This is a genomic window from Komagataeibacter sucrofermentans DSM 15973 (assembly GCF_040581405.1).
In the GTDB taxonomy this organism is placed as follows: domain Bacteria; phylum Pseudomonadota; class Alphaproteobacteria; order Acetobacterales; family Acetobacteraceae; genus Komagataeibacter; species Komagataeibacter sucrofermentans.
This window is the reverse complement of record NZ_CP137159.1, coordinates 96,561-109,733: the sequence shown is the minus strand read 5'-3', so window position 1 is coordinate 109,733 and position 13,173 is coordinate 96,561. Positions and strand designations below refer to the sequence as shown.

Sequence of the window (13,173 nt, the reverse complement as noted above, 5' to 3'; positions counted from 1 at the left end):
AGCGCATTTTGGGATTTTTGTCGAAATGCCTCATGAATGGGAACAGAAATCCTATTTTACCAACCACCTATTTGGCACCGTCCAGTTAATCGTGGCAGAAAATGCCATCCAGCGCGGTCGGGAGCTCTGTCAGATTATCCGCGTCCATAATGCAGCGACCTTGAAGGTTTTTTCGTGGTTGAACAGTAAACTACATGTTTGTCAGAGACGAAGGGAATACCGGGCATACCGGTTTTCTCCTGTCCGAATAAGAGCACCAAGCGCCACCAGATCAACCAGATCACGCGTCGCCGTGGCAGACGTCGCCCCTGTAATCGACCGATAATTCTGGGCACTCAGGCCACCTTGAAAACCATCAGGCCCTTCTGCCAGCATTCGAAGCATGGCCTTCTCCTGACGACTGTTCAGTTTTCCGCGTAAGCGATCCAGAAACCGCGTTTTCTCAATAAGAAACCGGATGTTCCGAAGCGTGCGGGATTGCGCCTCCAACACGACCTGAGAGAACCAGACCATCCAGTTCTCTATCTGGTTCGTCTTGCTGGCCCGATGTAGTTCGAGATAATACGCTTTCTTGTATGTATTGATGGTCGCGGCCAACGCCGTCAGCGTTGGGCCTGCGAGGGTTTGCGCCAATGCTTTTTCAGCAATAGCCCGTCCGATGCGACCATTTCCATCTTCAAAAGGATGAATGGTCTCAAACCACAGATGGGCAATCGCAGCCCGCTCAATCGCGGGCAAGGGGTCGATCCCGCCTGGGGCGGTTCTGTTAAACCAGCCGATAAACTGCGCCATCTCCGAAGGGACGCTTCGAGATGGCGGGGCTTCGAAGTGGATGTGCGGCGCATGGATGGGGCCGGAGATAATCTGCATTGCCTCGGCATGCGTCCGATACCTGCCAATGACATCCAGATCTCGCCGACCGTTCATGAGCATGGCATGCCACTCAAAGAGACTCTGGTCAGTCAAAGGGGCCGCATAATGCCGATAGAGGTCCGCCATCAATTCAGCGGCCCCAGCCTCAGTTGGCGTAGAACGTCGCCTGTCTGTGGCGAAGCCAAGGTGTCGCGCAATCGACGATTGCACACTGGCCCGATCAAGCACCTCGCCTTCAATAGCGGAGCTCTCGACCGTTTCTTGCGACATGATACCAACCATTGTTTGGTCTGACTCACGGGGTACCCATCGGGTTAAAAATGTGATTCACAGGATGCTGACCATTCTCTGAAGGAGGCATTCTGGATGGGCAGCCCTCTGTCCCTGCGTGACGATCATGATAGTTCGGAGTTGCGACGCCTTGCGCGCAGAAGCCGGCATGCGGGTCAGTCGCGTCGCCTGCTGGCGCTTGCGGCGATTTATGATGGCGCCTCACGCGGCGAGGCGGCCCTGCTTGCCGGGACAGACCGTCAGAGTATCCGTGACTGGGTGGTGCGTTTCAATGCGGATGGTCCGGATGGCCTTGTGGATCGTCATGGCGGGGGACAGAAAGCCCGCCTGACACAGGAGATGCTGTCTGCCTTGAAAACCCGGCTCGAAGAAGGACCCATCCCTGCGGTGCATGGTGTTGTCCGCTGGAGACTGTGTGATCTCTGCGGGTGGCTGCATGAGACCTATGGCGTCAGCCTGTCGGAAACGCGTCTGGGTCAGATCATACGCCGCGAGGGGTTCCGTCTGCTGACAGCCCGGCCACGGCACTATCGCCAGGATACAGAAGCCCAGGACATTTTTAAAAAGAGTTCCCCGGTGTCATGGCGGCGATCAGGTCCAGACATCCCGGAAAAGATATCGAAATCTGGTGGTCTGACGAGGCGCGTATCGGCCAGAAAACGAAGCTGACCCGACGGTGGGCGAAACGGGGCACCCGGCCCCGGGCGGTTGCTGACCTGCGCACCAGATCCACGTGGATTTTCGGGGCCATCTGTCCTGAAAAGGGAGCGGCCGCAGGCCTCGTGCTCCCTGTCTGCAACCTGCACGGTATGCAGCTCCATCTCGCGGAGATTTCACGCACGGTCGCGCAGGGCGCTCACGCCGTCCTCATTGTGGATCAGGCGGCATGGCATACCAGTCAGAAGCTGGATGTTCCCTACAATATCACCATTCTCCCGCTGCCTCCCCGGGCTCCTGAACTGAACCCGGTAGAAAATCTCTGGCAGTTCCTGCGCAATACATGGCTCTCAAACAGGATCTTCAGAACCTATGACGATATCGTTGATATCGCCTGCCATGCCTGGAACCAGCTCGTCGATCAACCATGGCGCATCATGTCAATCGGACTGTGCAATTGGGCTCATAGGTTATAGCAATCAACGGTTGGTATGAGTTGAACGACAAGATGCTGATTGGCGTCTTTGTCCAGATGCTGCATCGCACCGACGATCACGCCTGAACCTTTCAGGAACTCCGTTTCGGCGTCTCGCAGACAGCTTTTCTCGAAGTGAAAATGTGGCCAGTCCGGAAGCTGCCAATTCCAAAGCATGATTGATATCCCAAGGCTCTATCAATCATTCTATCGCATTTTTATGATTGATAGAAGTCTAATCTATCGATCCTTCGGCGTGACGGATTATGCTGCGTATGAACCCAGAGTGGCCCGCAGCATTCCATAATGTTCACTAAGACGGGCATCATATCCGCCGTTTTCTGATGAAGGCGAGATATTCCCAACAGTAGATAAATGGTGCGGATCTGGTTCGCTCTTCCCCGCAATCTGGACCGAAGCGGGACATTCATCCCGGATCGTCAATGCGAGGAGAAACTTTTGTCGAGCCATATGCATTGACCAGGCATCTGCCTGCGCATCGTACCGGCATAGGCCGGATGAGGCCACGGCCTCCTTTTCGGTGAAGCAATGGACAGCATGGCCGATGGCGAGAAACTGCCACGGGGCAGGGCTGCCGTACATTTCGGTCAGGAAGCCGTCAAATTGGGGGCTGGTCGAGGTATCATCCGCCCCGTTCATGGCAAGAACCCGTGCCCGGATCGCATGTGCCAGGGCGGGATTATCCGTCGAGAGATTGCCGTGGAACGCGACCACGGCTGCGATCTCCGGACCGGACCGGACCGGACCGGACCGGACCGCGCGAGATCCAGCACGGCCGCGCCGCCGAAGCAATAACCGATGGCGCAAGATGGGTCGTGTCGATTGGTGCCTGCGATACAAACGACCTGAACTGTGCCAGGGCAAAGGCCACGCGACGGCGCATCATGGAACGGTCAGCGAGCAGAAGGGGGATATGGCATCGCGTGCGCCAGCGGCGTCTTTCGGGCGGATCGCGGCGGCATACATATCCGTCAGCAGGATCACGTAGCGTTGCCCTGCGATGTCCTCGGCCTTGCGGATCACGCTCTCGTTGACGCATGAACCATGCGGGCACCATCAGGAGACCCGGCCGCCGCGCGGCAGTCGTGTCGTCGTAGATTAGGACGCAGTCATAACGCGCGCCCTCGAACGTCTACGAAACTGGCCTGTCGACCATGCGGGCACGCGCATGCCCGGAAATAAGGAACGGCAATGCGGCAATGACGAGCGGACGCAAACGGATCATTGACGTTTCTCTTTCGGTTATGGGACGGGCGAGGGGCAGGTCAGATTATCGCATATGCTGTTTTGCGCTCAACCATTGACGGAGTAAAGCTGTCAGGAGATCGCCATAACGGACCAGAATGAGAGTTTTCTTCAGCCCTGTCCGGGATGGACAGGGGGCTTGGCGGGACAAGTCGACGGCGCCCCGTGGGGAGAGGAAAGCAACGCGAGGTTTTCAGTCCAGAGAGTTTTTTGCAGTGGCGTCATCCAAGCATAGCGGGCTGGGGGAGGCTGCTGCCTGGAAGCACTGATGATGCGTAACCGAATTAAGGGTACTTTTTCGCATTAATAAGGATCATTTTTCTCCTGATTAAGGAGACCTTGAACAGGAGAAGATCGCGGCAAATCTGGCATTCTCCTTATTAAGGACATTTCGACAATTTTAGCAGGCATTTTGGAATTTTTCACCTACTTCCGACAAGATAACTTATCGGAAGTAGGCTTTTGATCGGTCGGATTTTGCCTGGCGGGGAGGGGAGGAAGCAGAAAGTCTGGAAAACCGCGCCTTTCCGGATCAATCGGGCGCTTTTCCGTTCTCCAAAACCAGTTAACATGATACGACGTATTATATGAAGCGCAAACGCCTTAATATGGTCAGAGTCAGGCGGCGCGGTTTCCCGCTGAGGGTGGACAGGCTGCCCGCTTCGGGCGCCTGTCCGCCGCTGGCCCGCAGGGCGTTCGGAACCGAAAACCGGGGATCCCATCCGAATGGCTAAGACCGGCCGACTGCTGCAGGCGGCGCGGCCGCCGACCGGTCTGTCGCCGGCCACGGTACGGGCCTATGCGGCCTCCTGGCGTGCTTTCGTCGGGACCCAGGCCGTCGACGGCTGCTTTCCGGTCGGCCCTGTCGCGGTGGCAGCGTGGCTGGAGGCCCGGGCCAAGGCCGGACGGCCGCGGCAGAGCCTGGTGGTGGATCGCGCGGCGCTGACGGCCTGGTGTGCCGCCAATGGCGAGGGGCTTGATGTCGCCCTGCCCGCCACACGGGTGCGTCGGACCGGGGCCGGGGTCGATGCGGCTTCCCTGCTGGCCGCCGCGCGGCGCTGCGGCCCCGACCTGCCCGGCCTGCGCGACCGGGCCTTGCTGTTGCTGACGGCCGCGCTGGACATCGGCGCTGAAGCGCTGGCCCGGCTGACCGTTGAGGACATCACCGACACGACAGACGGGATGACCGTTGCCCTGCTGCGGCCCCGGTCCGGACGCCACCAGCTGCGCCGGTTGCGGCGACGCCGGGATCCGGCCGTCTGTCCGGTGCGGTCCTGGGCGGCCTGGCGCGATGCCGCGCAATTGCGGTGGGGGGCGGCGTTCCGGGGGATCGACGTGCATGGCACCGTCGGGGATCCATTGTCGGTGCCGGGGTTCCGGTTCGTGCTGGACCGGGCGCTGGGACGTCCGGACCGCCCGGCCCACCGCGCGCGGCGGACAAAATCGGGGTCCCCGCCAGAGTCTCCAGTTGGGACGGTGGCGCGTCAACGCATGCTGAGACCGACCCCGGACTGGGTCCGGACGACGCTGACGGTGAGCGGTCCGGTGGACGCGGTGGCCCGGTTCCGAGCGGCGGCCCAAGGCCCGGGGATCATCCCCTGGCAGGCGGATTTTGACTACGAACAGGCCCGCCTGCTGGCCCCGATGGCGGGGAAGGGGGCGCAGGCGGTGACGCTGGCCCGGCTGCTGCGGCAGGCATCCGAGCGCCTGCATCAGATTGCCCTGCAGCATCAGGCGGCAGGCACGCCGTCATGCGCGTTTGACCTGCACCGGCTGGTGCCGGTTCCCGGTTCCATTCTGGAAGCCGGGTCGGACTCCTGCGCAGCGGCGGCCTGGTTGCAGGCGCAGTGGGGCACGCTGCTGCCGTTGCGTCAGGTGGAGGTCGAAGCCCCGCGCGACCAGCGCATCCGCCGCAGTGCCCGGCTGGTCTACCGCTTCTGGTCGGCGGAATGGACGCCGTGGCAGGCGCTGGACCGGGTGCGGACGGACTGGCCAGAGCTGGTTTTCAACATCCGGCCGCAATACGCGCGCGCTGATGCCGGGAAGACCGCTAATGCTGCCTGACGAGGAGGAAGATTGGGGGGACCCGCCGCGTCGGCCGCCGCGCCCGGTTGTGCCCGAGTTCCATGTCGAGGGGTTTGACGGGCCGCTGGACCTGCTGCTGGATCTGGCGGAACGGCAGCGTCTGGACCTGGGCGTGCTGTCCATCGCGGACCTGGCGGCCCAGTTTGTGGATGAGGCGGAGCGGTTGGCCCAGACGACGCCGCTCATGCAGCGTGCGGACTGGGTGATCTGGATCGCCCGGCTGGTCTTCCTGCGCTCGCGGCTGCTGTTTGCCACGCAGGCGGAAAAACAGCTTGCCGAGAGCGAGGCGCGCCGGACGGTCGGCCAGATCGAGGGGCTGCTGGAGATGCGCGCGGCGGCGGACTGGCTGGAGGCGCGACCGCAGCTGGGCGTGTCGGTTTTTACGCGGGGCGGAACAGACGTGGATCGTAGTGTTTCTGTACGGCAGGGGACGTATTTCAGTCTGATGGAAGCCTGCCTCGCTGCGCTGGAACGGGAGTTGGGAAAGGTCGAGACGTCCGTTCCGATCTATCGGATCGATGTGCCCTCTTACTGGCGTGTGACCGATGCATTGGTTCTTATGCGTGAGAAAATAAGGAACGGAACCTTTCGAAGCATATGGGACTGTGTTCCCGCGATGGCGTATACTGAAGCTGGGGAAACCATTGGTCGTCGAACAGCTGTAGCTGCGACATTTGTGGCAGGGCTTGAGCTAGTGTGTCAGGGAGAGACCTCAATCGAAAAGGGTTTTGTCTCTGACAGCATAATCAGTAATTTCCTGTGCAGCCGCGCACCAACATCATAGCATAATAGAAAGAAATTGGTATTGATCGTTTTCCTGCGACCGTTATAACAAACGGTTATTGATTGCAGGATTGGAAGCGTTTCTTATGATTGATGTCTCCCTGGTTTACGATCCAATTTCCCCGGAAAATCGTTCCATTACAGTAAATGGTATTACGCTAGATGCACGTTCTCCGTTGTCGGCGTTGAGCAAGAAGATGCTCCAGAGTTGGATTGGTAATCTGCCAGAGGAGTTGGAAAAGCAGTTTAACGGTGACAAGTCCATCAGGCTGACGTTCACCGGAACAAAGTCCGATCAGGAAGATGTGGCGCAGATGGTTGAGGCTGCCAATAAAAGAGGTTTCCGTATCAAGGTCGTGCGTTACGAGACAATGTCTGGTCCAGAAGAGCAGTTCAGCGAGTTCCGGCAGTGGCTGGATGAACAATGTGGAAAGCCATTTTTTGAACAGCTTCTGAAAGATAATCCGGATAAAAAAGCAAAGCTGGATGAAGCTTTGGGGGATCGCTTTGATGTCTATGTCATTGCAACCATGTCTTCGGGTAAATCAACGCTGATCAATGCATTCTTGCACCGGGAACTGATGCCTTCAGCCAATGAGGCGACAACTGCTGTTATCACGGAAATCATGAACGCTCAGAAAACCGGATATAGCGGCGGGGCTTATGAAGGTGTGCCCGGCGAGAGTGATGCTAAAGAGATTTTCAGGTCTGGTGACGTTACTCTGGCGGAGATGCAGGAATGGAATCGTGATGAGCGTGTCCAGACTATTTCTATCAAAGGACCTTTGCCTTTTGTGCTGCAGGAAAAGGATCTGAATGTTGTTCTGACAGATACTCCTGGCCCGAATAATAGCCGTGATGAACGCCACCGTATCACTACAATGCAAAAAATCGGAGATGATAAAAAGAAGCCCTTGATTCTTTATGTCCTCAATGCCCAGCAACTTGGTATTAATGACGATAAAAATCTTCTGGTGGAAATTGGCAAGGTCATTAAAAGTGACCCGCAGGCTCGCGATCGTTTTCTGTTTGTTCTGAATAAGGCCGATGCATTCGACTCTCAGAAAGAGGGGAATATTGACGCGATTCTAGGAAAATGCCGGAGATATCTGGAGGAAACAGGAATTGAAAGTCCATTCATTTATCCTATTTCGGCACGTCTGGCCCGATTGGCACGGCAGGACGTCAATACGCTTAGTTATCAAGATGAAGGTGATTTGTTCGCATTAAAAAGACAGTTTTTGCCGAATCCAGATAGAAATTGGGAGGGTATTGATTTTAACGATAAAGTTCCTACCACATTCTCAATGCCGGTTGAGGAAAATGATGAGCTTGTCCGCCGGTCTGGCATGGCGGCTCTTGAGGCCGCCATCAAGGGTTACGCCCGTAAATATAATTACCCGTTTCGGCTACAGCGCGTTGCATCAGTAGCGCGTGATGTATTGGATATTGCTAAAGGTGCTGAGCAGTTTCGCCAGGTCATCGCTGATAAAAAGACAGATATTCAGAAATTTCGGCGTGTCTGTGACCAACTCAGGAAACAATCTAGCAAGGTTTGGGAGAGTCAGTCTGTTCTTGAAGATTTGAAAGAATTTGAACGTATTCCTCGCAGTTTTATAGAAAAAATTCAAGAAAAAAAAATTGAGAGAGAAGAAGTTTTTGGAAGTATAAGAGAAGAACTGGCGGGTCTAACTGAGTTCTCTACGGTTAGTAAGGTTTTGTCCGAAGCCCAGGTAAAAGTGGAGCAATGTTTTGATCAATATGTGGCATTTCTAAATAAATTACTAATAGAATCATTAGATGATATTGAAGCGAATTTGGAAAGTTTTTATGCTCAAAAAATCAAAAACATGTTTTCAGATATTGATGAAGAAACAATAGCACGTCCTATTTTGGGGGGCTTGCAAAATATCGCCCTGAATATGAATCTTGGCCTGTCTTCTTATGAAGTCATAAAGGAAGCGCGTAAAGTTTCCACATCAAAGTGGTGGAATCCATTCTCTTGGGGAGATATGGAAGTAGTGCATGATATAAAAGTCGAAGATGCTGATAGTATATGGCAGAACCGTCGTAAATTTATTAGTAAAACATTTTCAAATGTCACCGATGAAGCTGAAAGGCGTACTATCTTAGACCGGACTCATTATGTGCAGCTTTATGTTGGGCGCGTAAAGAAACTGTTACCCGAAAAGATGAAGCAGCTATCTAATGAAATCGCACAGTACGAGAATAATGCCCAAGCCAGCGATCGCGCCATGGCGGAAGCAGAGGAACGGCTTTCTGAAATTGGAGCCGTGCGTGAAAGGCTTGAGCAGATTCTAAATGGCTCTGCAGATATAGCAAAGGCTTAGGAAAAGGATAGAATGATGAATGACTTTCCTGAGACGACACAGAAGTTTTTCAAAGCATTTGAGGACCGTACTGTTCTGCCGCATGAACTTGAGGCATGGGTCGCAAAGTTTCCGGAAAAAGGGAAAAATAATCATCTTTCACCGCATGATGTTTTGCCGGATATGTGGGAACTCTATAAAAGTAGTTATTGCAATTCTGGCGCGATACCATCGCAAGAAGATATAAAAACGCTGATTGCGCGGCAGAGGAAGATTCTGTCGCCAGAAGCAGGGACAAGCACGCATCCTGCTGAAGCACCGGTACAGACAGCATCCCCGATGACTCCGGCCTGTCGGGTTAAAACCACGGAAGAGTCGCTTCATACAGTGCTCCCGGCTGACGGTGTGGAACAGGCCGGATTAAGCGAGAACTCATCCGCATTGTCGGGAGTAAAAGGGCAGGTTCCCCCTGGATTTGATACTCTGTTTGGTAGAGCAGATGAGCCTCTTGCCCAAGCGCGTGATGAGATGCTGCAGGTTCTTTACGATCCGACCAATCGAACGGAAGACCTTTATACGCTACTGGCCTGGTGTAAGAAACAGCGTCCGACCGACCTGTTCGACGATTATGCTGTAACCATGTTTGCAAATCCTTTGCCTGACCAGGTTGCCACACACCCTGTTAAACGGGATTTATATGAACAGGTGACATGGGCAAAAGATAATTTTTCGGAAAAGCGCTACAAAGCCCTGATTGAACTGCGCGACAAACTTCGAAAATCTGGGCAGTTATTGGTCAAGGAGCGTCCTCGGCAGGGCAATGGAGGCACAGGAGAGGGCCCTTTGGACAGAATAGATTACAGAAAATCAGAAAAAGGTATATTCCAAACGTTCTTCATTGGGGGTACGGTAATAGTGGTTCTCATCGTGGGTAGTATTGTTGTTTATACTCGCATGCATTCGTCCGTGCCTCCTGCGGATACCTGCAACAGTTCGGCATCTTCGACTGCGGCTTCTGGCAGTGCTCCGACGTCCTCGGTCACAGTTCCTTGCGGCAAGTTAGATTCTTCGACTCAGTCTTCAGATAATAAAAATTGATAATGGAAAAAGATATGAGTCAGTTGCAAAAACGCTCAGAAGAGCATGTATTGGTAGCCGAACAGGCCAGAGCCGAACAGAGTCTGGCACTGGCTCAATCCGTTATTTCACAGGATTATCTGTCGCAGCTTGAGCAGCATGAAGTTCTGAAACCCCAGTTGAGCGAGGAAGAAGGCTTCAGCCTTACGGGTGATATCCGTATTTTCCGTGTTTTGCGTCTTGTGCAGGAAAACCGTCAGGCTGTGCTGGAAAGCACAACTGCTGCCTATGCTGCCCTTGGTGCGGCAAACAGTTCTCTTTTTTTCTATATCCAGTCATCCGGGATTGAAACAGCATTATTTATCGGTGTGCGTGGTCAGGCTGGTGCGATCATGGGGCAGCGCAATGGAGAACTGCTCGAAGAGGTATTTCGTGGGCACTTTCCCGGTAGTCGTCTGGAAAGCCAGAGCGGGGATGACATCAAGGCGATTTCTTCTGCCTTGCGTGGCACGGGCGCGATGGAGGAACAGGGGAGTGTCACGGCCGTAACAGGCGTTCCCGGCCTTTCCAGTGACGATCGGTCCATGTTCATTCAGGGGCTGGAGCGCTTTATCGATGCTTCTGAAGGGAAACGCTATCAGGCACTCCTGCTGGTGGATCCCGTCTCCCCTGCAGAACTGGCGACCATGCGGGCCGGGTGTGAGCGTCTTGCCAGCCTTGTCTCACCCCTGGCAAAAACGACGACAGCCTACAATCAGTCAGAAAGCCGTTCCATCGCGGAAAGTCTGACCAAATCAATCAATGAAGGCTTTTCCGAAACGCATACCGAAGGGACGTCTACGAGCAAAAGCAGGGGGGAGAATGAGCAGGTCGCTTCTGAAAGTACGGGACGCAGCATAGCCCGTGGGGCTTTGAACCTTGTGGGGGCAGGGGTCGGTATTGCGGGCGCGGCATGGGCTGGGGGAGCCCTTCTTACTGAACTGGTCGGTGGTATCGGCCTTAGTTCGCTTGGCACAAGTTTTATTCCGCAAAAAACAAGAACAGTCGGTACAAGTTGGGGCACGCAGGAAGGCACCAACAGGTCCACTGCTACGGGAACGACCCGAGGTTCTTCCACAAGTGAGGGAGAGACGACAACTGATGGTGCCAGTCAGGGCGTGACTCATACGATTGAGCATCAGAACAAGACGGTTGAACAGTTTTTAAAAACGATCGATTGCCGGCTGGAACGTATAGAAGAAGCCCGTTCCTATGGTGGTTGGAATGCCGCAGCCTATTTCGTGGCGGAAACACCGGCGGTTTCGGAAGCTCTGGCCAGTACCTATATGGGGCTTTTGCGTGGGGCAGCATCCGGCAGGGATGCGCACGCCATTACCACATGGAGCGATGCCCGGGCGGAACTGCCGCGGAAATGGCTTTCCAGCTTCCATCATCCGCGCATAAGCGCCAGTGCTCTTACCAGGACTGATCAGGAGACCCGCAATTGGGTCTCTCCGACCGTTATGGTCAGTTCCCGCGAGGCTGCCATGCTTCTGAATCTGCCACGGCGTTCGGCATCGACCCTGCCCGTACTGGAAGCCGAACCTTTCGGGCGCTCCATACAGCGGCTTGATGGCGTTCCGCACAATGCCGACACTTTCCGATGGGAGAGCCCCCGGCGGGTGCTGAAACTGGGCTGCATCCGCCATTTGTGGGAAGACCTTCCTCAGCGGATCGACCTTGATCTGGAACAGCTCAGGACGCATGCTTTTGTCACCGGGACAACAGGATCGGGCAAAAGCAATACGCTTTATCTCATCCTGCATCAGCTGCTGAAGGAAGAGATACCCTTTTTGGTTATTGAACCAGCCAAAGGCGAATATGCCCAGGTTTTTGGCGGGTACGAAGGCGTCAACTGCTTCGATGCCGGGACCGGGCGGGGGACAGGCCTGAAGATCAATCCGTTCCGCTTCCCTGTTGAGTTGCATATTCTGGAACACATTGACCGGCTTACGGGTATTTTCTGCGTATGCTGGCCGCTTTATGCGGCCATGCCCGCCTTGCTGAAAGATGCAGTGATTGTCGCGTACGAGCGCGCTGGCTGGGATGTGGGCACATCGACCCATATCGGCACGGGGCGTGGCGTTTCCTATCCTGATTTCACGATGCTGCTATCCGCTCTTGAGGATGTCATCGCCGGTGCCGAATATGGCGAACGTTTGCAGGGGGAGTATACGGGGGCGCTATGCACCCGTGTCCGCTCCCTGACGATGGGGATTAATGGCCAGATTTTCACAGCGGACGAGACAGGGGATGTAACCCTGTTTGACAAGACTGCTCTTGTTGATCTCAGTCGCATTGGCTCTGCAGAAACAAAATCGCTGATCATGGGAGTTCTGGTCATGCGTCTTGTGGAATATCGACAGGCCCGCGCGGAGATGAATGCCCCCCTCAGGCACGTAACCGTATTAGAGGAGGCGCACAATCTTCTGCGCGCGAACCATGCGCAGGACAGTGGGGAACAGGGCAGCATGGTTGGAAAATCTGTTGAAATGCTGACCGACGCCATTGCCGAAATGCGAACTTATGGCGAGGGGTTCATGATCGTGGACCAGTCTCCACAGGCCGTGCATCGTGCTGCCATTCGTAATACGGGAACAAAGATCGCGCTACGTCTTCCCGATGAAGAGGACCGGCATGTGCTTGGTGGTTCAATCGGGCTGAATGCAGAGCAGATCCGCGAAATAGGTCGCTTGCCCAATGGAGTGGCAGTGATTCATCAGTCCGGATGGCTGGAGGCGGTGCTTGGTCATGTCGATCACTTTGATGAGAGCGCGGATGGAAAGCCATTGCCGCCGTCTTCCGGGCGTGTGCTTTCCGGGCCGAAAGTACAGCGTTTTCGCAAGGAGGCTATCAAACTGCTTCTATGGCCGTATGTACCGGGCAATGCACCTGATATCGCTTTTTTGGAATCCGTAATCGGGAACTGGCCCGAAGGAAATGGGCGTTTGTTTATAATCGAGGCGATACATGCTTACAAACACAAGAAGTGGCCTGCTCCGAATGATGGCAAAGCATTTTATGAAATGACTAGACAACTTGGTGATATTTCCGGCTTGCGGCGACAGGTAGCTCTGCTGGCAGCCAAGGATATCACAGCTGCGGATCTGTTCGTCAGATTGGATGCACTTGTAAAGCGTTCCCTTGGTTCAATGTGTCCGTCACAGGATATTACGCTGGAGCAGGCACTTCTTTATGACTGGGCGGGTTCTGATAATTTCAAGCGTCAGCAGATCGTTGACGCCTGGCAGAAAGTCGCTAGGCCTGCAGGCAATTCAGGATCCTAAAGGAGAAAAA

The 13,173-nt window shown here is 54.9% G+C and carries 8 protein-coding genes and 2 pseudogenes; 6 read left to right on the top strand and 4 right to left on the bottom strand.

Annotated elements, in window-relative coordinates; translation table 11 throughout:
• Nucleotides 1-201: 201 nt before the first annotated feature.
• Nucleotides 202-1,146: pseudogene (locus R5N89_RS15585) on the bottom strand (Fic family protein); the annotation flags it as partial.
• 93 nt (nt 1,147-1,239) lie between these two features.
• On the opposite strand from R5N89_RS15585, the gene R5N89_RS15580 reads away from it, so the two are divergent.
• Nucleotides 1,240-2,297 (top strand): IS630 family transposase gene (locus R5N89_RS15580; RefSeq protein WP_110569955.1). Its coding sequence is split into 2 segments (ribosomal slippage): nt 1,240-1,744 and nt 1,744-2,297, totalling 1,059 coding nucleotides; the frame shifts between segments, so codons are not numbered across the junction.
• Nucleotides 2,298-2,311: 14 nt separating this feature from the next.
• Here the strand turns inward: R5N89_RS15580 and R5N89_RS15575 are convergent.
• From R5N89_RS15575 to R5N89_RS15565, 3 genes and pseudogenes are all read right to left on the bottom strand, one after another.
• A pseudogene (locus R5N89_RS15575) lies at nt 2,312-2,473 on the bottom strand (DUF4172 domain-containing protein); the annotation flags it as partial.
• An 87-nt stretch (nt 2,474-2,560) separates the two neighbouring features.
• Nucleotides 2,561-3,031, bottom strand: a complete 471-nt coding sequence (locus R5N89_RS15570; RefSeq protein ID WP_208624720.1) for a hypothetical protein — start codon at nt 3,029-3,031, stop codon at nt 2,561-2,563.
• 168 nt (nt 3,032-3,199) lie between these two features.
• Nucleotides 3,200-3,340 (bottom strand): hypothetical protein, encoded by a 141-nt coding sequence (locus R5N89_RS15565; RefSeq protein ID WP_199858430.1) that lies wholly within the window; start codon nt 3,338-3,340, stop codon nt 3,200-3,202.
• A 948-nt stretch (nt 3,341-4,288) separates the two neighbouring features.
• Between R5N89_RS15565 and R5N89_RS15560 the strand changes: the two genes are divergently transcribed.
• The 5 genes from R5N89_RS15560 (at nt 4,289) to R5N89_RS15540 (ending at nt 13,163) form a co-directional block, all read left to right on the top strand.
• Nucleotides 4,289-5,626, top strand: coding sequence for a transposase (locus R5N89_RS15560; RefSeq protein ID WP_208624721.1), 1,338 nt, complete (start codon nt 4,289-4,291; stop codon nt 5,624-5,626).
• Complete coding sequence (locus R5N89_RS15555; RefSeq protein WP_244192267.1) at nt 5,616-6,431, top strand: ScpA family protein; 816 nt, start codon at nt 5,616-5,618, stop codon at nt 6,429-6,431. The genes R5N89_RS15560 and R5N89_RS15555 overlap by 11 nt, the downstream gene beginning before the upstream one ends.
• A gap of 85 nt (nt 6,432-6,516) precedes the next feature.
• Nucleotides 6,517-8,781, top strand: a complete 2,265-nt coding sequence (locus tag R5N89_RS15550) for a dynamin family protein (RefSeq protein ID WP_110569956.1) — start codon at nt 6,517-6,519, stop codon at nt 8,779-8,781.
• A gap of 12 nt (nt 8,782-8,793) precedes the next feature.
• Complete coding sequence (locus tag R5N89_RS15545; protein WP_146220228.1) at nt 8,794-9,858, top strand: hypothetical protein; 1,065 nt, start codon at nt 8,794-8,796, stop codon at nt 9,856-9,858.
• 14 nt (nt 9,859-9,872) lie between these two features.
• Nucleotides 9,873-13,163 carry an ATP-binding protein gene (locus R5N89_RS15540; protein ID WP_167400899.1) on the top strand — a complete coding sequence of 1,097 codons (3,291 nt, stop codon included), beginning with the start codon at nt 9,873-9,875 and terminating at the stop codon, nt 13,161-13,163.
• Nucleotides 13,164-13,173 lie beyond the last annotated feature (10 nt).